Source organism: Actinomycetota bacterium, assembly GCA_019347675.1.
In the GTDB taxonomy this organism is placed as follows: domain Bacteria; phylum Actinomycetota; class Nitriliruptoria; order Nitriliruptorales; family JAHWKO01; genus JAHWKW01.
Genome location: JAHWKW010000006.1, coordinates 52,368 through 73,735, shown reverse-complemented (window position 1 = coordinate 73,735; position 21,368 = coordinate 52,368). Strand labels below are relative to the sequence as shown.

The window sequence follows — 21,368 nt, the reverse complement described above, 5'->3', positions numbered from 1 at the left end:
GTGGCCTGCTCCGTTCAACGGCCGTGGCCCAGGCGCTGCAGCACCGGGATCGCCGCGACCTTGTCGTCGGTCAACTCGTCCCACCGCACGCCGTCCGGCCGCGCGAACGGGCCGGGGCGGCAGTCGAGGACCCGGTCGGGCGTGATCACCAGGTCCACCGGGACGTCGTGGGCCGTCATCGGGATCGTGCCGGCTTCGACGACCTGCACCTCGTGCACCGTCGTGACGACCAGGGTGTCTTCGCCGATGAGGCCGGCCTCGCGCGCGACGGCGAACTCCAGGTCGCTGAAGCCGCCGCCCTTGCCCAGGCGCGCCCCGTCGGCCCCGACCGCAACGCAACCCGTGACGACCAGGTCGACGGGTTCGAGGTCGTCGACGTCGACCGGCTCGCCGTTGCGCGACGATCCTTTTATCGACGCTGCCTGACGCGGGCTGTCGTCGAGCTGATCAGGGTCGAGGCGGAGGAACGGGCGCTCGTCGGCGAGCCGCGGCACCGCCATGAACACGGTCTTGCCGTCCTCCAGCGCCCGCTGGCGGACCGGCCACTGCGGAGAATCCGGGTTGGCCTTCACCGTGGACGCCCCCTGCCAGATGTCCGATCCGCGGAGGCGCTCCGCAGCCTGCTCTGCACCGGTGAAGTTGGGGATCCGGCCTTCGGCGCCGGGGAAACGATCCGCGCCGGCTTCCTGCAGCGCCGCCCACATCCGTTCGCGCAGCTCCGCCTTGTGCTCGAGGACGTCGCGATCCCCGCCGGCGTCGTGATCGTGGCGTCGGGTCACCGCGCCGCCGCCTCTACCAGTTCCGCCAGACGCCCCCGGGCGTTGTCGAGGCCCGTGGCGTGTTCGTGAAGGTCGGCCCACGGGTCGTGCTTCTGACCGAGCCGGCGGAAAAGGTTGCCCACCGTGTACGAGGTCGGTTCGGCACGGCCGAGCTCATGCCAGTCGATCGGTGTCGCCACCGGGGCGCCGGGTCGGGCGCGGATCGCGTACGGGGCGGCGAACGTCTGCGCGTAGGCGTTGCGATTGGTGTCGATGAAGATCCGATCGCCCCGCTTCGACTTGCGCTGCGCGGTTGTGAGCCGGTCGGGGTCGTGGCCGGCCACGTACTCGGCAACCCCCCGAGCGACGTCTCGGACGGCGTCGAGGTCCGTCGTGCCGTCCAGCGGGACGACCACGTGGTAGCCCTTCGATCCTGACGTCTGCAGGAACGGGACCAGCGACAGCTCCTGGAGGACATCCCGCAGTGACCGCGCCGCGTCACGCAGGGACGTGACGTCCCCGTCGGGAGGGTCGAGGTCGAACACCATCAGGTCTGGCGTGTCGAGGCGGTCGGCGCGGGTCGGCCACACGTGGAAGGTGAGCGTCCCCTGATTGGCCAGGTACACCAGCGCGGCCGGCTGATCGCACAGGAACGCCTGCTCGATGGTCCCGCCACGTTCCCGGCGGGGGATCGCAGCGGTGTGGACCCAGTCGGGGAAGTGGTCGGGGACGTCCTTCATGTAGAACCCGCTGGCGTCGATGCCCCGGGGGAAACGTTGCAGCATCAGCGGACGGCCACGCAGGTGCGGGAGCATCACCTCGGCGACGCGGCGGTAGTAGTCGACCACCTCGCCCTTGGTGATGCCGGCGTCGGGGAACAGGACCCGGTCAGGATGGGTGACCTCGACCACGTGGTCGCCGATGCGGTGGCGGCCAGCCTTCACCTGGTCGGCCGTTCGCGCACCACGTCACAGGGGTCCGCATCGTCACGCAAGCCCAGGAAGCGCGGATGGCGGAGCTTGCCGTCCTCGGTCCACTCCGTGAAGACGACCTCGCACACGAGCTCGGGACGCACGAAGTGCGCGCCCTTCTCGGCGACGTCGTCGTCGAACGGGGAGGCGTCACGCTCGAGGCGGTCCATCGTGTCGCGCATCTGGACGAGGGTTGCCTCGTCGTAGCCGGTGCCGACCTTGCCGGCGTACCGCAGCCGCCCGTCGTCGTAGTAGCCGACCAGCAACGCCCCGAACCCGGTGCGGCTGCCCCGCGGGTCGGTGAACCCGCCGATGACCAGCTCCTGGCGCTCGACGCACTTGAGCTTCAGCCAGTCCCGGGAGCGCGTCCCCGGCCTGTACAGGCTGTCCGCCCGCTTGGCGATCAGGCCCTCCCAGCCCTGACGACAAGCCTCGTCGAAGTACCGCTTGCCGTGCTCGTTGCGGTGCGTCCCGAAGCGGACCGGGTCGTCGAACCGCCACGCCTGCTTGAGCATGGTCTTCCGCGTCCGCAGCGGCAATTGGGTGGTTGCGTACCCGTCGAGGTGCAGCAGGTCGAACAGGTACACGTAGACGGGGATGCCGGTGCGGCGCGCCCGCCCGGGGTCCTGCAGGTTCATGCGGCCCTGCAGACGCTCGAAGCTGGTCCGGGCGCCCTCGAACGCCACGATCTCGCCGTCGACCACGAACCGGTCGCGGTCCAAGCCGCCGATCGCGTCGACCAGCTCCGGGTAGCTGGCGTTCATCGTCTTGCGGTTGCGTGACAGCAGCTGGACGTCTTCACCGTCGCGCACCGCGATGGCGCGGACCCCGTCGAGCTTGGGCTCGAAGACCCAGTCGGGATCGGAGAAACGCTCGTCGGTGAGCGTGGCCTTCATCGGCTCGCGCCACCGCGGCTCCGGCTCCTCACGGAGGCGGGCACGCAACTCGTCGTCGAGGAGGTCGAACGGGTCGCTCACACCTGGCCGCCCGGCTGCGCAGCGACCTCCTCGATGGTCCGCCCCGTCAGGACCGACTCGGGCTGTGTGCTGGTGGGCTTGCGACGCGCGTCCGCGCCGGCGTCGCCCACCTTGACCAGCAGCCACTTCTCGCGGTCGTCGTCACCCATGCTGGTTCGGGTCAGGGCGTACCCGCCCTGCAGCTTCACGCCCTTCAGCCAGACGCTGACGTGCCCGTCGGTGATCGCGGCCGCCATCGGCTTGGCGTCCCCGTTGTCGTCGACGGTGACGTTGGTGTACGTGCCGGCATCCCACACGATCACGCTCCCGCCGCCGTACTGGTCTTCGGGGATGACCCCTTCGAAATCGACGTAGTCGATCGGATGGTCCTCGGTGGGCATCGCCAGGCGCTTGTCGCGGGGATCGGTCGACGGGCCCTTCGGGACGGCCCACGACTTGAGGACGCCGTCGACCTCCAGCCGCAGGTCGTAGTGCAGGCTGGTCGCATCGTGTTTCTGGATCACGAACCGGGGCTCGTCTCCTGCGGTCGCAGATCCACCCGTCGGTTCGGGCGAGACATCGAGGTCTCGCTTGTCGAGGTAGTCCTGCAGGCCCGTCTCTGACACGGTCCGCGACCTCCTGTCGGGTTCATGCTGGCTGACGCCGGCACGTGCGGCAGGACGGCGTCCCACACCTTCGTCGGCATGCCCACACGGCGGGTCGGGGCCGCAGCGGGGATGGTGTGTGCCATGGGCAGTATTCTCCGGGGCCTGCTCGCGATCCTTGCGGCCGTGGCGACCGCGTGCTCGCCGTCGACCCAGGCACCGCCGGACGCGACGGGGCAGGTCGGCGCGTCACCGGCGCCGGGTGACGAGCAGCCGTCCCCTGACGCCGGGCCACGCACCCCCGGCAGTGTCCTGCCGGATGTCTCGGACCTCGTCTCCGCGGTCCAACCCGGCGTCGTCGCCATCGCGCAGCGCCCCGCCGAGCTGGGGCAGGTCCTCGGTCAGGATGTGCCGGCCGGTGCCGGGACCGGTTTCGTGATCGACGACCAGGGCCACATCGTCACCAACTTCCACGTGGTCCGCGGCGCGGATCAACTCGCGATCACGACCGTGGCCGGGGAGGAACTCAGCGCCCGTCTCGTGGGCCAGTCTCCCAGCCGGGACCTGGCACTGCTGGAGGTCGACGACGCTGGAGCCCTCCAACCGATCCCGCTCGGGGACAGTGCCGAGGTGGAGGTCGGCGAGCCGGTCGTCGCCATCGGGAACGCCCTGGCCCTGGGCGACTCGCCGACGGTGTCGTTGGGGATCGTCTCGGCGACCGGACGCGCGATCCAGGCGGAACAGCTCCGACTCGACGACCTGATCCAGACGGACGCCGCCATCAACCCCGGCAACTCCGGCGGACCGCTGCTCAACGGCGCCGGTGAGGTGGTCGGCATCAACGTCGCCGTCGCCGCCGGCGTCGCCCAGAACATCGGCTTCGCCATCTCGATCGACAGCGCCAAGCCGGTGATCCGCAACATGCTCGAGGGCCTCGGCGAGCCCTACATCGGCGTCACGATCGTGCCCAACAGCCCCCAGATCGCCGCGCGGCTCGGTTTGGCCACCGCCGACGGGCTGGTGATCGCAGACATCGCTCCGGGCGGGCCTGCCGGACAGGCGGGTCTGCGGCCCGGCGACGTGATCGTCGCAGCCGGCGGGAACACGGTGTCGGCACCGACCGATCTGCAACGCGCGGTGCAGACGGCGGGGGTCGGGGCGTCGGTGCCGCTGGAGATCGTCCGCGGCACCGGGCGACTGACGGTGGACGTCGGTGTCGAGGAGCGCTAGGTGACACCGCCACGCAGCCGCATCCGGCGCGCCCACCCCGAGCCTGTGCCGGGGGCCGCACGTTGACGTCGGCCACTCCCCGAGCACGGTGAGGACCGCTCCGCGGCTGCTGACCCCGCTGTTCGTGCTGGTCCAGGCAGTCACGTTCGCCTACTTCGTCGCGGTGGGGGCGCTGCTGCCGACCCTGCCGCGGTTCGTCGAGGAGGTTCTGGCCGGCAGCCGCTTCCAGGTCGGGCTCGTGGTCGGCGCCTTCGGCGTCAGCGCGCTAGTGCTTCGGCCGTGGGCGGGGCGGCTCGGGGACCGGCACGGCCGGCGCGTGCTGGTCGTCACCGGCGGTGTGGTCGTCACCGCATCGATCGCGGGGTACGTGCTGGCAGCGGGTGTGGTTGCCCTGCTGGGGCTGCGCCTGGTCACCGGCGTTGGGGAGGCGCTGTTCTTCGTGGGTACCGCGACCGTCGTCAACGACCTCGCGCCCGACGACCGCCGGGGGGAAGCGCTCAGCCTGTTCTCGCTCGCCCTGTTCGGCGGGCTGGCTGTCGGCCCTGTCGTCGGCGAGCGCCTGCTGGAGGCCGGCGGCTACGACGCGGTGTGGCTTGCCGCGGCGGGTTGCGCGGCGTTGGCCACGGGTCTGGGCGTCGGCATCCGCGACACCCGCGTCCCGGGTACGGCCGAGCGGCCACGCGGTCCGCTGGTGCACCGCGCGGCTGTGCGTCCCGGAGCCATCATCCTGGCTGGGCTGATCGGTCAGGCCGGGTTCCAGACGTTCGCCGCGCTGTACGCACTGCAGCTGGGCATGGACAGGAGCCGTCTGGTTTTCGTCGTCTACGCCGCCGTGCTGCTCGTCGTGCGTAGCTTCCTGGCGCGGCTGCCCGACCGGTTCGGACTACGGCGCACCGCCCGCTCGGCTCTCGCCCTGTCGGTCGGGAGCCTCGTCCTGCTGGCGACGGTGCCAACGGTCGTCGGCCTGTACGCCGGCACGGTCGTGCTGGCGCTGGGACACGCCCTCATCTTCCCGGCGGTGATGTCGATGGCGGTCGCGAGCGTGCCGGCGACCGAGCGCGGGGCGTTGGTCGGCACCTTCACCGCGTTCGTCGATCTGGCGTTCGCGCTGGGTGGCACGCTGCTCGGCGCGGTGGCATCGAGTGTGGGCTTCCGCGGTGCCTGGCTCGCCGCCGCCGGGATCGCGGCCATCGGGTTCGCACTTCTGGCTGGCTACCAGCCGCACGGAGTTCGCCCGGCCGCGGCGGTCGAGGCACCGCCCGAGCCGCACGGGTTCTAACGTTCGGGTGGCCGCAACTAGGTTCCACGCCGCTGTTCCAACGGAGGCGTGGTGGTCGATGTCGCACTGGGCGTGCTCGGAACCTCGTTCCTGGTGGTCGCGCTGTACGACGTGATCACGACCACCGTCGCGGTCGCAGCGGGCAAGGGGCCGCTCACGTCGCAGGTTGCACGAGTACTGTGGCTGGGCTTCCTGGCTGCTGCGTCCCGTCGTGGCCGGGGCCGGTTCCTCCTCGCCGGCGGTCCGGCCGTCCTGTTCGCGGTCGTGGCCACCTGGGTGATGCTGTTGGTGGTCGGGTGGACGCTGGTGTTCGCGGCGTCCGGCGGACTCGACGACCCCAGCGCCGGGAGGCGCCCGTTGCCGTTGCTGCGCTTCGCGGTCGGGCTCGTCGTCGGCCGCGTCGACAGCCCAGGCCAGCCGGTCGGCGGGGCCGGTCAAGGGCTCCAGCTGATCGCGGCTGCGAGCGGGGTCGTCCTGCTGACGCTCACGATCGCCTACATCATCCCCGTCGTGGACGCGACCGTGCTGAAACGCCGCGTTGCCTCGCAGATCAGCACCCTGGGGCACACCCCGGCGGAGGTCCTCGGCCGCGCATGGAACGGGACGAACTTCGGCGACCTGCATCTGTACCTGGTGGCTCTCGTCCCGACGATCGGCGAACTCGCCGAGCGCCACCTCGCCTACCCGATCCTGCACTACTTCCACAGCGCCGAGCGGCACACCGCGGTCGGACCGAACGTCGCCGTCCTCGACGAAGCGCTGACCATGCTGCGGTGCTGCGTCGGGGAATCGACCCTCGAGCCCAGCAGCACCCTCCCGCTGCGGCGCGCCATCACGCAGTTCCTCGACACCCTCCGTGAAGCGTTCATCACCCTGGCCGACGCGCCGGCACCTCCACCCGATCTCGGATCGCTGCGCAGCGATGGGGTGCCGCTCGTCGACAAGAACGAGGTCCAAGCCGAGTTCGAGGCCGTGTCGGAACGGCGGCGGCTGCTTCTGGCGCTGCTACGACATGACGCGTGGTCTTGGGAGGACCTCCCTGTGGTGCATACCGCGCTGCCGACCATCGCCGTCGATGAGGAGCCGCCCACCGGGACCTGAGCTGTTCGGCACCGTGACGCAACGCAGGTTCTGGCATGGTTGCAGGCACCGAACCGGCCGCAGTGGCGGTCCAGACCTGGCGACTGTAGGAAACGCGGTGCCGGAGCTCCCCGACGTGGAGGCGCTGCGCCGCTACGTCGCGGCGCACGCCACCGGCCGCACCATCGAGCGGGTCGAGGCGCCCGGCGCGGACGTGATCCGCAACACCACCCCCCAGGGGCTGGGACGGGCGCTGAAGGGACGCCGGTTCTCCGAGCCGGACCGGCACGGCAAGTGGCTCCTGGCTCGAACCGACGGGTCCACCGTCGTGATGCACTTCGGGATGACGGGCACCCTCGTGTGGGCCGACGACGGTGCGGCCCGTGACGACCACGACCACGTGATCTTCCGCTGCGACCGTGGCGAGCTCCGGTTCAACCTCACCCGGAAGTTCGGTGGCGTGTGGTTGGCCTCGGACGAGCGCGAGGTCGGAGACGTGACGGGCGGCCTCGGACCTGACGCGCTGGACCTCGGCCGCGACGACCTCGCCGACCTGCTCGAAGACCGGCGCGGCATGCTCAAGTCGGCGCTGATGGACCAGCAGCTCGTCGCCGGGATCGGGAACATCGTCGCCGACGAGGTGCTGTGGCACGCGTGCCTGCATCCGCGCACAGCGGTCGGGGACCTGGGCGAAGACGACCTCGACCGCCTGTACGAGGCCATGCGGATCGTCCTCACCGAGTCGATCGACGAGGGACACGTCCCCCGCCGCGACGGTTGGCTCACGCACGCTCGGGATATCGAGGACGCCGCCTGCGCGCGCTGCGACGCACCGATCGAGCACGGCCGGGTCGCCAGCCGCTCCACGTACTGGTGCCCCCGCTGTCAACCGCGACCGTGACCGTCGCCCGATCGGGGCGACGTCCCTCCGGTGCTGCCCTCCCGGTCGTAGACGCTGCTGATGGCCACAGCGGCGCCAGCGCCGGCGAGCACCGCGGCGATCACGTCGATCACCCCGGCCAGCGCCCAGGTCAGCAGTCCGTACAGGAACGCCCCCAGCGCCCCGAGGAGGTACAGCCCTGCCCGCCACCGTGTGCGGCGGGTGACCGCACCGACGATCAGCAGGGCGGTGACCACGGCTTGGAAGGCGAGCACGGCCGGTGCGCGACCTCGGACGTCGGCAGGGGCGTTCAACCACAGCACCCAGACGTGGACCGCCAGCAACCCGAAGGCCAAGGCCGCCGCCGCGGCCCCGAACGTGTCGGGCCGTGCGAGGCGTTGCCGGTCGCGGTCGGTTCCGTGGCCAGGCGGCTTCAGGTCGGTGAACCGGTCTCGTTCGCCCAGGCCACGCACCCGGGGATGAACCGCGCGGGGAGATCGCGATGCTGGGGGCGGACCCGCACCGTGTAACCGAACTGGCCGCTGTCGTTGAGGGTGACGTCGATCGCCTCGTACTCGTGGTGCTGGCCACGGCGGCGAAGCGCCCGCATCGGCAGGGCGTGGCCGTCACGGATCTCGCCGTCGGCTTCCACGCGCCCCACGTACAGCTCGACCGCGACATCGTCCGGGGTCAGGTCGCCCAGGAAGGCGAGCGCTCGCGGTTGCAGGGCCTGACCGACCTTGATCTGGTCAACGGCGGCGTCGCCGTCGTCGACCACCTCGACGCGGACCTGATGCCACGACTCGATCACGCGGGTCCGCCACGACGCCAGCTGACGCGCACCTACCAGGCCGTCACACGACAGCGTCGCGACCGCCCGCGCACCCGGCAGGTACATCGTCTCCACGTACTCGCGCAGCATGCGGTGGCTGTTGAAGCACGGCGACAGCATCCTGATCGCGGTCTTCATCCGGGCGATCCACGAGTGCGGCATGCCGTCCTCACCGCGGTCGTAGAAGGTCGGGACGACGTCGTGCTCGAGGATCGCGTACAGCGCTTCGGCGTCGCGGATGTCCTGATGCATCGGGTCGTCGTACACGACCGGGCGTCCGATCGCCCAGCCGAACGGGATGCCGTCACCCGCCAGGTCGTGCCACGCCTCGTCCCACCAGCCGTCCAGCGTGGAGAGGTTGAGCAGGCCGTTGGGGGCCGCTTTCATCCCGCTGGTGCCGCTGGCTTCGCGGGGGCGGAGCGGGTTGTTCAGCCAGACGTCGGCGCCGCTGACCAGGTACCGCGCGACCGCCATGCCGTAGTCCTCGACGAACACGATCCGGCCGCGGAAGCGCTCGTCACGGGACAGCTCGAAGATGCGGCGGATGAACTCCTTCCCCGCGTCGTCACGGGGGTGTGCCTTGCCGGCGACGATCAGCTGCACCGGCCTGTCAGGATCCCCCATGATCCTGGCGAGTCGGTCAACGTCGGACGCGATCAGCGTGGCACGCTTGTAGGTCGCGAACCGGCGGGCGAACCCGATCGTCAGCGCGTCGGGGTCGAGCAGCTGTTCGGTCGTTGCCAGCTCGGTGGCGGGGGCGCCGCGGTGCTCGAGCTGGGCGCGTACCCGGCGGCGCACGAACTGCACAAGGTCGTGTCGGCGGGCCGCGTGTGCCTGCCACAGCTCGTCGGGTGGCACGTCCTCGATGCGTTCCCACAGCTCGTCGGCGCTTGGTTGCTCCCGCCATAGTCCGTCCAGGACGCGGTCGAACAGGACGCTGATCCTCCACGTCGTCCAGGACGGCAGGTGAACGCCGTTGGAGACGTGACCGATGGGGACCTCGTGCTCGGGCAGACCGGGCCACAGCCCCCGCCACATCGCCCGGCTGACCCGGCCGTGCAGCCGACTCACGCCGTTGCTGCGGGCGGCGAGCTTCAAGGCGAGCACGGTCATGCAGAAGCGTTCGTGATCGTCGGCGGGGTCGACGCGGCCGAGCGCCAAGAAATCGCGCCAGTCGATGCCCAACGCCTTGACGTAGACGGCGAAGTACCGCTCCAGGAGGGCAGGCGCGAAGTAGTCGTGCCCGGCTTCCACCGGGGTGTGGGTGGTGAACACCAGGCCCGCGGAGACGGCCTGACGCGCCTCTTCGAACGCGAGGGTTCGTTCGTCGATCAGACGGCGGATGAGTTCCAGACCCAAGAACGCCGAGTGGCCCTCGTTCATGTGGTAGACGGTCGGGCGGTACCCCAGCGCCTCCAAGGCCCGGAAGCCACCCACGCCCAGGAGGGTCTCCTGACGGACGCGCATCTCCTCGTCGCCGCCGTACAGCGAGAAGGTGATCCGCCGCTGCTCGGGGGTGTTGGCGGGAACGTTGGCGTCGAGGAGGAACAGCGGGACGCGGCCGACCTGTGCCCGCCAGACCTGCGCGACGACCGGCCCCTCCGGGAAACCGAGCTCGACCGTGATCGGCGCGCCGTCGGCGTCCCGCTCCAAGGTCAGCGGCAGCGAGTGGAAATCCTTCTCGGCGGGCAGCTCGTGTTGCCATCCGGCTTCGTTGAGGCGCTGCTCGAAGTAGCCCTGCTGGTACAGCAGCCCGACGCCGACCATCGGGATGCCGAGGTCGCTCGCGGACTTGAGGTGGTCGCCTGCGAGGATCCCCAACCCGCCAGCGAAGATCGACAGGCAATCGGTGACACCGAACTCCGCAGAGAAGTACGCGGTCAGGGTCACGTCGTCGAACTCGTCGCCGTGGCGAACGCGGAACCAGGTTTGCTCCGCGGCCAGGTAGTCGTGCAGCGAGGTGACGGCCCGCTCCAGGTGGGCGAGGTAGTCGGGATCGTCCGCGACGCTCTCCAGGCGGCCCTGCTCCACGGTCGCGAGGAACTTGACGGGGTTCCGCCCGCACGCCTCCCACAGCGCCGGGTCGATGCGACGGAACAGGTGGACGGTGTCGTGGTCCCATGCCCAGCGCAGGTTGTACGCGAGCTCGCGCAGGCGTTCCAGCGACTCGGGCAGCGCTGGCACGACCGTGAACGTGCGGATGGGCCTCATCACGCCAACCGTAGCGTCTGCCCGGAACCGACCCAGCCCGAACGAGAGGCCACGCACGGGGGGGCCGGGCCACCGCCCCGCTCGGTGGAGCCACCACGCGGCGGCCGTCGCCTCCGGTCAGCGGTACCGTCGCGCCGTGCCCGAACTGCCCCAGATCCGCGCGCTGGCGGAACGCGTTGAAGTCGAGCTCGTCGGGACGGTGTTCGCCGGCGCGGACCCGCTGCAGTTCGCGGCGCTGCGGACGGTGGAGCCGGCGCCGGAGGCGCTGATCGGTCGGACCGTCGACGAGGTCACCAGCCACGGCAAGTACCTGGTCATCGGCCTCGACGGGCCACGGATCGTCGTGCACCTGTCGCAGGCCGGTCGGGTGACGGTCGAGGATCCACCGGGGCGGTCGCGGCCCAAGCGGGGCGTGGTGCGGCTGCGGTTCCGGCCTGGTCCCGCACTGCTGATCGTCGAATACGGCACGGAACGCAAGGCGCGGTGGTGGGCGCTGGGCGACGGCGACCCCGGCCCGCTGGCCGAGCTCGGTCCCGAGCCGGGCGCCGCGGCCTTCGCGGAGCTGATCCGCACGACCGGCGACAACCGCCGGGTGCACACGGCCCTGCGTGACCAGCGCACCGTCGCCGGCCTCGGCCGCGGCTACACCGACGACATCCTGCACCACGCGCGGCTGTCACCGTTCGTGAGCCTCAAGAGCCTCGACGTCGACGCCCGCGAGCGGCTGCTCAGCGCCGTCGGGGACGTGATCGAGCGTGGGCTCGACCACGAACGTCGCCGCTCGGGTGGTTTGCCGGCCAAGCTCGGCGACCACTGGATCGTGCACGGCCGCGGCGGCGAGCCGTGCCCGGCCTGCGGCGACACGCTGCGGCGTGTGTCGTACGAGTCGTACGAGGTGACCTACTGCCCGCCGTGTCAGACCGGCGGCCGGGTTCTGGCCGACCGGCGTCTATCGCGCCTCCTGCGCTGACGACCCGTCCAAGGGGCTCACCTCGCCGGGACGTGGCGCAAAACCGACCCGGCCGCGTAGTAGCCGCACATCCCGTGGACCCCCGCACCCGGCGGTGTGGAGGCCGAACACAAGAACCACCTCGTCTCACCCAGCGCGTACGGGTCGAGTGACGGCCACGGCCGGAGCAGCAGCTGCAGGCCGCTGTGCGCACCGGCGCTGATGTCCCCGCCGATGTAGTTGGGGTTGTAGTCCTCGAGGTCCGCGGTGGTCATCGTGGAACGTGCCAGGATCCGGTCGCGGAAACCCGGCGCGAACCGTTCGAGCTGGTCCTCGATCGGGCCGGTCATGTCCACCGTCGATCCGGACGGGACGTGGCAGTAGGCCCACAGCGTGTGGCGGCCATCGGGAGCGCGGGTGGGGTCGAACAGCGTCTGCTGCGCGGCGATGATGTAGGGCCGTTCGGCGTGGCGTCCCTCGGCGGTTGCGAGCTCCGCGGCGGCGACCTCCTCGAGGGTCCCGCCGAGGTGCACCGTCCCGGCACGTTGGGTGTCTTGGGCACTCCACGGGACCGGGCCGTCGAGCGCGTAATCGACCTTGAACACCCCGGGGCCGTGGCGGAAGCGCTCGACCCGCTGCCGCAGCCGGCCAGGAGCCCGGTCCCCGACGATCGCAAGCATCTGCCGTGGTGTGAGGTCGAACAGCAGCGCCTCGTGGGGTGGGACATCGGCGAGGTCGCGCACCGGCGTGCCGGTGCGGATCTCGCCCCCGAGGCTGCGCAGCAGCGACGCCATGGCATCGGCGATCGCCTGCGAACCACCGCGCGCCATGGGGAACCCCACGGCGTGAGCCGCCGCGGGGAACAGCACGCCGAGCGCTGCGGTGAACGGCCGGTCGAACGCCAGGACGTTGTGACCGGCCATGCCAGCGACCGCGGCGCGTGCCCGCTCCCCGGTGAACCGTGACCGCGCCCACCCTTGTGCCGACCGGACGGCGTGGCGCGCGAACCGGGCCATCAACAGCGGATGGTGCGGCATCCGCGTCAGCGGAGCCATCGTGTCCAAGGCCAGCTGGTCGAAGCGGCGGACCAGCGGCGCGTACGTGCGGCGCCACGTCGCCGCATCCCGACCCAACCCGGCGGCGGTGCCGGCCAGCGAACGCTCGATCAGAACGGCCGGGCCGTCGTCGAGAGGATGGGCGACGGGGATGTCGGGGTGCACCCACTCGAGGCCGTGCTCGTGCAGTGGAAGTGTGCGCAGGTACGGCGACCCGATCCCCAGCGGGTGGATGGCCGAGCACACGTCGTGGCGGAAGCCGGGCAGGGTGAGTTCCTTGGTGCGCGCCCCGCCGCCGACCGCGTCGGCCCCTTCCAGCACGAGGACCGACCGGTCGGCCTTCGCCAGCCGGATCGCGGCCGCCAGCCCGTTGGGTCCCGCGCCGACGACGACCGCGTCGTACCGCTCGCGCACGGCGCCGCCCTCTCAGCCGCGCCTGGTGCGGCTGTTCAGCGCAGGTCGCGCCGGGGTTGCGCGGTGGCGTGGCAGGTCGATCACGGTGCCGTCGGCGGCGGCGCTGACCGCGACGGTGCGCCCCCCGAAGGCGGTCACGAGCTGATCGATCTCGTCGTCGGTGCGGGGCGGATCGTGGTGGAACAGAAGGACCTCGCCGACGCGGCGGGCCTCGCCCAGCGTGACCGCGTAATCGATCGTGGAATGGCCGAAGTGGGCCCGCGCCGGGAACTCCTCGGCGGTGTACTGGGCATCGTGGATCAGCAGGTCCACGCCGTCGACCAGTGCACAGGCAGCCTCGTGGTGCTCCCCGAAGCCGGTCGGGCCGGGCCCGCACGTGATCGGGTGGTGGTCCGACAGGTAGGCGACGGTCGCGCTGCCGTCGGACACCCGGTAGCCGAACGTGCGCCCCCCCTTGTGGGGGATCTCCCGGGCGAGGACGGTGAACCCCTCGAGGTCGTGCAGTCCCTCGTCGACGAACCGGAACGACCAGCGTCCGCGGAGCTCCGAGGGGCGGATCGGGAACTGCGGGGGCGACATCCCCCGTGCCAGGACTCCCTCGGGGTCACCGGGTTGGGCGGGCAGGTACAGGTCGACCCGTGACTCGGGGTCGTCGCCGGGACGGAAGAAGGGCAGCCCCTGGGTGTGGTCCCAGTGCAGGTGGCCGAGCAGCACGGTGCCGTCGAACGGGCTCCCGTTGAGCAGCCGCCAGACCTGCCGGATGCCCGTACCGGCATCGAGCAGCAGCGTGACCGGCTGACCGTCGTGAGCCAGCGCCACACAGGAGGTGTTCCCTCCGTAGCGGACGAAGGCGCGACCGGGGGCCGGTGTCGACCCCCGGGATCCACAGATGTGCACCCGCACGCGCGGTATCCGTTCGTCGCGACGGGTCGGGCGGGTCTGTCGCCGCCGGTGTGGCCGCGGACCGGCCCGGCACGCGCCTCAGAGGCGATCGTGCTCCCGCCGATGACCTGTGGCGACCTCGACCAGCGCTTCGTGGTCGATCTGATCGGCCGAGGCCACCGCGACCTTACAGGGGGTCACGGCCCGCAGCGTGGACGTGCGTTTGCCGCCTTCGAGGCTCGCCCGCTCGCCGAGGATGGCGCCCGGCCCGACCTCGCCAACGGTGTCGCCGTTCACCTCGACGCTCAAGACCCCGTCGAGGAGCAGGTACAGCTCGGCGCCCCACACGCCCTGCTCGGTCAGCGTCTCGCCGGTCGCGATCTTGCGGATCTTCGGCTTGGCGCCGCGCATGACGGTCGACGACAGCTGGCGCTCGAGTGCGGTCTCGACCTCGGTGACCATGGCCGGCGACTCCTGGTCGCCCCAGGGGCTGTTGTCCCCGAAGTGCTCCAGCGACCAGCTCTTGAAGTCGATCATGCCCGACTTCTGCACCAGCCGCCGGTCGCGGTCGTAGATCCAGTGCCGCGGGAACGGGCTGGCCCCGATCAGCTCGTGTTCGCTGCGGCCATCGGCGTGGATGGTCAGCGCCAGGGTGGTCCACGCGGTCGGCGCCGAGATCTGCACGTACGGAGGGCGCCTGACCCGGCGGGGCGCCGGTGCGCCGGTCCGCCCACCGGCGGTCTGGACGAAGCGCACCCAGCCGTCGCCGACTTCGGGGTCGGGCCGCAGCGTCTCGAACGGCACGCCGGCGAAGGTCATCCCCTTCGAACCCAGCCTGATCGTGGTCGAACCGATGTAGCCGTCACCGAGGTGCCCGTAGTCGACGATCCGTCCGTCTTCGACGTCGACGTACGCGCGCAGTTCGTTGGCGAAGCGGAAGCGGTCGGCGGCACGCAGCGCCTCGAGGTCGGAGATCACGTCGGGCAGCGGCGCGTCCCAGTGGGCCATGCCGATCTCGAACGGCAGCTTCAAGGCGCCCGAGATCGCCTCGGACGGGATCCACGAGATGGACGTGACCGACGCCGCGATGCGCATGAGGGTCTCCTGGTTCCGCGGGCTCGGCGTGCCCGGCACTTGCGAGCGTGCCGCGGAGCGTCCCGGCCGTCGAGGGTGCGGGCAGGCGTCCGTGGTGGGGGTGGCACCACCACGAGGTCGGGTGACCGCATCCTCGCGGGCAGGCCCGAGGTCGGGGACCATGCAGGCATGCAGCACACACGCATCTCCGTCTTCCTGGCCGACGACAACCTGCTGGTCCGTGAGGGTGTCCGGGCCTTGCTCGGCGTCGAGGACGACCTGCACGTCGTCGGGGTCGCGTCCGACTACGACGAGCTGATCGCCGGCGCCGAAGCGGCCGGCCCCCAGGTGGTCGTGACCGACATCCGCATGCCTCCAGCCTTCCAGCGAGAAGGCATCGACGCCGCCAAGGAGGTCCGCAAGCGCCACCCCGGCACGGGGATCGTGATCCTGTCCCAGTACGACGAACCGGAGTACGCGGTATCGCTGCTGTCCGAGGGCGCCGCCGGGTACGCGTACCTGCTCAAGGACCGCATCGCGGAAGGCGATCAGCTGGCCCGAGCGATCCGCGAGGTGGCGTCTGGTGGCTCGGTGCTCGACCCCAAGATCGTCGAGGCGCTGCTGACCCCCGTCCGAAGCGATCACGAACTGACCGCGTCGGACGACGAACTGCTGCGGCTGGTCGCGGAGGGCAAGCCGATCAAAGCCATCGCGGTGACGTACCACACCACGCCCTCTGACGTCGCCGATCGGATCGAGCGGCTGTTCGTGAAGCTGGCGCAGGGGGTGTCAGCGGGGAGCAACGGGTCGCTGGACCGGTTGAAGAAGCTGCAACAGGCGATCGTGGACCGCGAGGAGCAGGGCGAGAGCCTCAGCCGGCTGCTACCCACCGGGATCGCAGACAAGCTCCGCGAGGAGGGTCGCCGGATCGGCCACACCGAGAAGCTCGAGGTCACGGTCCTGATGTCCGACATCCGCGGGTACTCGTCGATCGCCGAGCGCGCCGACCCCAGCGTGTTGGCCCGCCAGCTCAACGAGCACCGTGCCGAGATGAACCACGCGATCCTGGGCCACGGCGGCACCGTCATGCAGTTCGTCGGCGACGCGGTGATGGCGGTGTTCGGGGCGCCGGTGCCGCAGAGTGACCACGCCGACCGGGCGCTGTCCGCGGCCACCGCGATGCACCGGGCGCAGCAGACGGTGAACGACCGGTGGACCGGCCAAGGTCTGGAGCCGTTCGGACTGGGCATCGGGCTGTCGAGCGGCGAGGTCGCCGCGGCGCTGCTGGGCTCCGAGGAGCGGATGGAGTACTCGGTCGTCGGTGACACCGTCAACCTCACCCAGCGGATCCAGGAGTGGGCCAGCGCCGGTCAGACGGTCCTGACCGAGGCGTCCTACAGAGCGCTGTCGGATGGGGTCGACGCGGAGCCGCTGCCACCGGCCCTGGTCAAGGGTCGCACCAGCCCCGTGGTGGCGTTCCGGCTCGGTGGAAACGTCGCGTGACGCCGACCGTGCGGCGGCGGCTGGACCGTGCTTTCTACATCGCTTTCGCGGCGTTCGCGGGCAGCGCCGTGGTGTTCCTCGTGGCTGGCGCCACGCCGTTCGCCGCCCGCGTGTCGCCGTCGGTCGCCGCAGCGCTGTCTGGCTGGGCGGCGGGCGACGGGCCCTTGGCACGCACAGCCGGCCGGGCCGTCGAGGCCATCGGCTGGTCGCGTCGCGGCGTCGTGCCACCCAACGTGCTGGTCGCGCTCGAGTTCACGTTCAGTGCGCTGAACATCGGCTTGGCGATCCTCCTGGTGCGGCTCCGTCCGCGGCTGCTCACCGCACGGTTGCTCGCGTTGGGCATGGTGGGGACCGGTGCCGTCTTCAACGCGCAGGCGCACTCCGCCCGGGTCGTCCTTCCCGACTTCGGGACCTTCACCCACGACAGCTTCCACTACCTCGGTGGCCTGACCTACCTCTACGCGATCGCGTTGTTCCCCGACGGGCGACTCAAGCCGCCGTGGCGGGAACTTCCGCGGTGGCGCTGGCCACTGCGCGTGGCGTACCTGGGGGCGCTGCCCATCGCGGGCGTGTTCGTCGCCGACCAGATCCACGGCGGTGATCCCGCCGCGATGATCCTGCTGTTCGGGATCATGATCCCGGCGGTCGGCTTGTCGGCACAGGTCGGCCGCTACCGGCGCGCGGAGACCGCAGAGGAGCGCCGGCAGTCGCGGCTGCTGATCACCACGCTGACCAGCGCGGTCGGCGGGGCGACCACGTTCGGGATCCTCGCCGGGCTGCTGTCGGGTCAGGGCGACACGGCCGAGCTCGGGCAGTTGGTGTTCCGCGTGTTCCCGGCTCTGTTCGCCGCGATCCCGGTGAGCCTGTGCTTCATCCTGATCCGCTTCCGGCTCTGGGATTTCGACCGGCTGCTGAACCGGACGTTCGTGTTCGGGGCGCTGGCCAGCTTCATCGGCGTCGTGTACGTCGGCGTCGTCGTCAGCGGAAGCCACCTCCTGGCAGGGCGGGGCGGCGACCGCGCCCTGGCCCTGGCGGTCGTGGCAACGGCGATCATCGCGGTCGCCTTCGACCCGCTCCGGACCCGGCTGACCTCCCTCGCCAACCGGCTGGTCTACGGCCGGCGTGAGACTCCCTACCAGGTGCTGTCGGGCTTCTCGGACCGTGTCGGCGAGACGTACGCGGTCGACGACGTGCTGCCACGCATGGCACGGCTCCTGGCCGAGGGAACCGCCGCCCGCCGCGCCGACGTCTGGCTGGCGGTCCGTGGCGAGCTGGTCCGCGCGGCGTCGTGGCCACAGACGACAGAACGGGTCGACGTGCGCGTGCCACTCGACGGTCGTGACCGTTCGCCCCGGCGGGGCGGCCTGCCGCCGCTCCCGGACGTCGACCGGACGGTGGCGGTGACCCGCCACGGCGAGCTCCTCGGCGCTTTGACCGTCGCAGAGCGTGAGGGCGAGCCGCTGACCCCGACCGAGGAGCAGCTGCTGGGTGACCTCGCCGCCCAGGCCGGCCTCGTGCTCGGCAACGTGCAACTGACGGAAGAGCTCCGCGACCAGGTCGAGGTGCTGTCGCGGCAGACGGCGGATCTGCGCGCCTCGCGCCAGCGGATCGTCGCCGCGCAGGACGCCGAACGTCGACGCATGGAGCGCGACATCCACGACGGCTCCCAGCAGCACCTGGTGGCTCTGGCGGTGAAGTTGCGCCTGGCACGGTCGCTGATCGACCGCAGCCCCCAGCGCGTCGGTCCGCTGGTGGAGGAGCTGCGGCGCGAAGCCGCCGAGGCACTGGAACTGCTGCGCAACCTCGCCCGCGGCATCTACCCGGCCGTCCTGGCGGAGCAGGGTCTGGTCGAGGCGCTCCGCAGCCAGGCGGTGCGCGCCCCGGTCCCCACCCACATCGAAGCCGATCACGTCCGCCGCTACGCACAGGCGGTGGAAACGGCGGTGTACTTCTGCTGCCTGGAGGCCCTCCAGAACGCCGTCAAGCACGCCCACGCCTCGGCGGTCACGATCCACCTCGGCGAGGACCGCGGTGTCCTGTCGTTCACGGTCGCCGACGACGGGACCGGTTTCGACGGGCAGCGGGTCACCCCTGGCCACGGGCTGCAGAACCTGGCCGACCGCCTCGCGTCGCTCGGCGGGACGGTGGAGCTACGCAGCCGTCCCGGCACCGGGACGACGTTGACCGGGCACGTCCCGGTGACGCGCGCATCGGTCCCGGAGCCGGTCACGTGAGACGCCGGTCGAGCAGCCAGGGACGCACCGTCGAACGGGTCGTGCACCGCGGGTTGGTGTTCGCCCTGCTGGCGGCCTTCGTCACCGCCGTGTACCTGGGCATCGTGACGGGCGTCGGGGTCCTCGCGGGTGGCCAACCGCTGCAACCGAACGCCGCCCTGTCGATGGTCGCCACCGCGGTCGTCGCGGTGGGGTTCCGCCCCGCCCGTGAGCGTGCCCGCGGCGCAGCCGACCGGATCGTGTACGGCGACCGCGCGACACCCTACGAGGTGCTGCGCGACTTCACCGCGCGGGTGTCCGACGCGTTCTCGCTCGAGGAGGTCCTGCCACGCATGGCCGAGGCCACCGCGCAGGGCGTGGCTGCCCAGCGCGTCCAGGTCACGCTCACCCTCCCCGACGGCGGCCACCACACCGCGGTGTGGCCCCCTTCGGCCACGGCCACCGACGCTTGGGACCGCAGCGTCACGGTGACCCACCACGGTGAGGTCGTCGGCGAGATCGCGATCGCCCTGTCGGCCGGTGACCGCTTGCGAGGCGACCAGGCCCGGCTGCTCGACGACCTCGCGGCCCAGGCGGGGCTCGCGCTGCGCAACGTCCGGCTGACCGCGGAGCTGCGGACGAAGGTCGAGGCCGTGACGGGCCAGGCCGCGGAGCTGCAGGCCTCGCGGCAGCGGCTGGTGGCCGCCCAGGACGCCGAGCGCAGGCGCATGGAGCGTGAGATCCACGACGGGGCGCAGCAGCAACTGGTCAGCATCGCGCTCAAGCTCGGCGTCGTCGGCCAGCTGCTGGAGCGCGACCCGGCGGCAGCCGCCGAGGCGTTGGATCAGCTCGGCACCGACGCCGACACGGCCTTGAACGACCTGCGTGATCTGGCGCGGGGGATCTTCCCGCCGTTGCTGACCCAGGAGGGGGTGCTGGCTGCGCTCGACGCGCACATCCGCAAGCACGAGCTGCGTGCCACGATCGTGGCCGCTCCGGAGGTGATCACCGGCCGCTTCCCCGCCGAGGTGGAGGTCGCCGCCTACTTCTGCTGCCTTGAAGCGATCCAGAATGCCAGCAAGCATGCAGCCGGCGTGGCGGTAACGGTCCGCCTGGGGGCAGAGGCGGGTTGGTTGACGTTCTCGGTGACCGACGATGGGCCCGGCTTCGACCCGTCGACGTGCCCGCCGGGCACGGGGCTCCAGAACATGGTCGACCGCGTCGAGGCCCTCGGCGGCATCCTCACGATCTGGACGGAACCCGGCCGGGGATGTCACGTCACCGGGCAGCTGCCGGTCGCAGGCGGCCCGGTCACGCCGCGGTCGCAGCCTCCCATGCCTCGGTGAGCGTGTCCGGACCGAACGTGGATTTGGGGATGTAGGCGATCGCCCCGGCCTCCACGGCCCGTGGCGCGTACTCCTGGGGCTCGTACGTCGACAGCATCAGGACCCGTGTTCCGCCCTGCAGGGCGAGGATGCGTCGGGTGGCTTCCAACCCGTCGATCCCGGGGAGGTTGACGTCCATGAGGACGAGGTCCGGGGCGAGCTCACCGGCCAGGGCGACCGAATCCTCGCCGGTCTCGGCCTCGCCCACGACCTCGAACCCGTCGGTCAGCTCGACGACCATCCGTGCCGCCTGGCGGAACGGCTCCTGGTCATCGACGATCAGTACGCGCACGGTCGGCTCTCCCATCACACCCCATCTTGCCTGTACGGGCGGTGGGGCGACAGCCGGCTGGTACGTGAACGTGTGGTGTGGCCAGCACCCCCCCCCCCCCCCGAAAAGGTCAGCGCTGATGCTCGGCGAGGAACAGGAGCACCGCCCGGACGCGCCGGTGGGTGTTGGGCTCCTCGGTCAGGCCCAGCTTGGAGAAGATCGAGTTGATGTGCTTCTCGACCGCACGCTCGGTCAGGAACAGCGACGCGGCGATCGCGGCGTTGTTCTTGCCCTGCGCGATCTCGGCCAGGACCTCCTTCTCACGGGGGGTGAGCCGCTCCAGGAGCCTGCCGCCGCTGCGGGTGCGAGCCGCCACGAGCTCCTCGACGACCTTGGGGTCGATCACCGACCCGCCGGACGCCACCTCACGGACGGCGTGGAGGAGCTGCTCGACGTCCGAGACGCGCTCCTTGAGCAGGTAGGCGCGCCCCGCCGAACCGCGCTCGAACAGTGCCAGGGCGTAGCTGGGCTCGGCGTACTGGCTCAACACCACGACCCCCACGTCGGGGTGCGAGGTGCGCAGCTCCTCGGCGGCGCGGATGCCCTCGTCGGTCCCCGTCGGCGGCATGCGGATGTCGGTCAGGACGACGTCGGGCTGGTGTTCGGCGACGGCGGTCATGAGCGAGTCGAGGTCCTCGCAGGCCTCCACGAGCTCGAGGTCGGGTTGCTGCTCCATGAGCAGGCGGACGCCCTCACGGACCAAGTAGCTGTCCTCGGCGAGGACGACACTGATCGTCATGACCGCAAGGATACGGCGAGG

Annotated in this window: 19 protein-coding genes; 8 read left to right on the top strand and 11 right to left on the bottom strand. The window is 71.2% G+C overall.

Annotated features, from left to right (window positions below):
* Positions 1-14: 14 nt before the first annotated feature.
* The 4 genes from KY462_05330 to KY462_05315 form a co-directional block, all read right to left on the bottom strand.
* On the bottom strand, positions 15-704 hold the full coding sequence (locus tag KY462_05330) for a 5-formyltetrahydrofolate cyclo-ligase (protein MBW3577152.1): 690 nt from the start codon (positions 702-704) through the stop codon (positions 15-17).
* Between the two features lie 71 nt (positions 705-775).
* Complete coding sequence (gene ligD / locus KY462_05325; GenBank protein ID MBW3577151.1) at positions 776-1,681, bottom strand: non-homologous end-joining DNA ligase; 906 nt, start codon at positions 1,679-1,681, stop codon at positions 776-778.
* A 17-nt stretch (positions 1,682-1,698) separates the two neighbouring features.
* Positions 1,699-2,625: a non-homologous end-joining DNA ligase gene (ligD, locus tag KY462_05320; protein MBW3577150.1), complete on the bottom strand. Its 927-nt coding sequence runs from the start codon at positions 2,623-2,625 to the stop codon at positions 1,699-1,701.
* 77 nt (positions 2,626-2,702) lie between these two features.
* On the bottom strand, positions 2,703-3,311 hold the full coding sequence (locus tag KY462_05315) for a DNA ligase (protein ID MBW3577149.1): 609 nt from the start codon (positions 3,309-3,311) through the stop codon (positions 2,703-2,705).
* Between the two features lie 123 nt (positions 3,312-3,434).
* Here KY462_05315 and KY462_05310 point away from each other — a divergent pair, with 123 nt between their 5' ends.
* The 4 genes from KY462_05310 to KY462_05295 all read left to right on the top strand — a co-directional run bounded on the left by KY462_05310 (position 3,435) and on the right by KY462_05295 (position 7,780).
* Positions 3,435-4,520, top strand: a complete 1,086-nt coding sequence (locus KY462_05310) for a trypsin-like peptidase domain-containing protein (GenBank protein ID MBW3577148.1) — start codon at positions 3,435-3,437, stop codon at positions 4,518-4,520.
* Between the two features lie 88 nt (positions 4,521-4,608).
* On the top strand, positions 4,609-5,799 hold the full coding sequence (locus tag KY462_05305) for an MFS transporter (GenBank protein ID MBW3577147.1): 1,191 nt from the start codon (positions 4,609-4,611) through the stop codon (positions 5,797-5,799).
* A 51-nt stretch (positions 5,800-5,850) separates the two neighbouring features.
* The gene (locus KY462_05300; protein ID MBW3577146.1) at positions 5,851-6,900 is read left to right on the top strand and encodes a hypothetical protein; all 1,050 of its coding nucleotides are present in this window, start codon (positions 5,851-5,853) and stop codon (positions 6,898-6,900) included.
* The gene (locus KY462_05295) at positions 6,875-7,780 is read left to right on the top strand and encodes an Fpg/Nei family DNA glycosylase (GenBank protein ID MBW3577145.1); all 906 of its coding nucleotides are present in this window, start codon (positions 6,875-6,877) and stop codon (positions 7,778-7,780) included. Before KY462_05300 ends, KY462_05295 begins: the two co-directional genes overlap by 26 nt.
* On the opposite strand, the gene KY462_05290 is transcribed toward KY462_05295, so the two are convergent.
* The gene (locus tag KY462_05290; GenBank protein MBW3577144.1) at positions 7,765-8,232 is read right to left on the bottom strand and encodes a hypothetical protein; all 468 of its coding nucleotides are present in this window, start codon (positions 8,230-8,232) and stop codon (positions 7,765-7,767) included. The two genes, KY462_05295 and KY462_05290, sit on opposite strands and share 16 nt — an antisense overlap.
* Complete coding sequence (gene glgP, locus KY462_05285; protein ID MBW3577143.1) at positions 8,193-10,802, bottom strand: alpha-glucan family phosphorylase; 2,610 nt, start codon at positions 10,800-10,802, stop codon at positions 8,193-8,195. The genes KY462_05290 and glgP overlap by 40 nt, the downstream gene beginning before the upstream one ends.
* Positions 10,803-10,938: 136 nt before the next feature.
* Between glgP and KY462_05280 the strand changes: the two genes are divergently transcribed.
* Positions 10,939-11,772 (top strand): Fpg/Nei family DNA glycosylase, encoded by an 834-nt coding sequence (locus tag KY462_05280; GenBank protein ID MBW3577142.1) that lies wholly within the window; start codon positions 10,939-10,941, stop codon positions 11,770-11,772.
* Positions 11,773-11,789: 17 nt separating this feature from the next.
* On the opposite strand, the gene KY462_05275 is transcribed toward KY462_05280, so the two are convergent.
* The 3 genes from KY462_05275 to KY462_05265 form a co-directional block, all read right to left on the bottom strand.
* Positions 11,790-13,220, bottom strand: coding sequence for an NAD(P)/FAD-dependent oxidoreductase (locus KY462_05275; protein MBW3577141.1), 1,431 nt, complete (start codon positions 13,218-13,220; stop codon positions 11,790-11,792).
* 12 nt (positions 13,221-13,232) lie between these two features.
* Complete coding sequence (locus tag KY462_05270) at positions 13,233-14,039, bottom strand: hypothetical protein (GenBank protein MBW3577140.1); 807 nt, start codon at positions 14,037-14,039, stop codon at positions 13,233-13,235.
* A gap of 162 nt (positions 14,040-14,201) precedes the next feature.
* The gene (locus tag KY462_05265) at positions 14,202-15,197 is read right to left on the bottom strand and encodes a cyclic nucleotide-binding domain-containing protein (GenBank protein MBW3577139.1); all 996 of its coding nucleotides are present in this window, start codon (positions 15,195-15,197) and stop codon (positions 14,202-14,204) included.
* A 168-nt stretch (positions 15,198-15,365) separates the two neighbouring features.
* On the opposite strand from KY462_05265, the gene KY462_05260 reads away from it, so the two are divergent.
* Genes KY462_05260 through KY462_05250 form a run of 3 tightly spaced genes read left to right on the top strand, consistent with a single transcriptional unit; the run spans position 15,366 to position 20,238 of the window.
* Entirely contained in the window at positions 15,366-16,679 is a 1,314-nt protein-coding gene (locus KY462_05260) for a response regulator (protein ID MBW3577138.1), read from the top strand.
* Positions 16,676-18,913, top strand: coding sequence for a GAF domain-containing sensor histidine kinase (locus KY462_05255; GenBank protein MBW3577137.1), 2,238 nt, complete (start codon positions 16,676-16,678; stop codon positions 18,911-18,913). The genes KY462_05260 and KY462_05255 overlap by 4 nt, the downstream gene beginning before the upstream one ends.
* Positions 18,910-20,238 carry a sensor histidine kinase gene (locus KY462_05250; protein MBW3577136.1) on the top strand — a complete coding sequence of 443 codons (1,329 nt, stop codon included), beginning with the start codon at positions 18,910-18,912 and terminating at the stop codon, positions 20,236-20,238. Before KY462_05255 ends, KY462_05250 begins: the two co-directional genes overlap by 4 nt.
* Here the strand turns inward: KY462_05250 and KY462_05245 are convergent.
* Positions 20,204-20,584, bottom strand: a complete 381-nt coding sequence (locus KY462_05245) for a response regulator transcription factor (protein ID MBW3577135.1) — start codon at positions 20,582-20,584, stop codon at positions 20,204-20,206. The genes KY462_05250 and KY462_05245 overlap by 35 nt on opposite strands.
* 94 nt (positions 20,585-20,678) lie before the next feature.
* Positions 20,679-21,347 carry a response regulator transcription factor gene (locus tag KY462_05240; GenBank protein MBW3577134.1) on the bottom strand — a complete coding sequence of 223 codons (669 nt, stop codon included), beginning with the start codon at positions 21,345-21,347 and terminating at the stop codon, positions 20,679-20,681.
* Positions 21,348-21,368 lie beyond the last annotated feature (21 nt).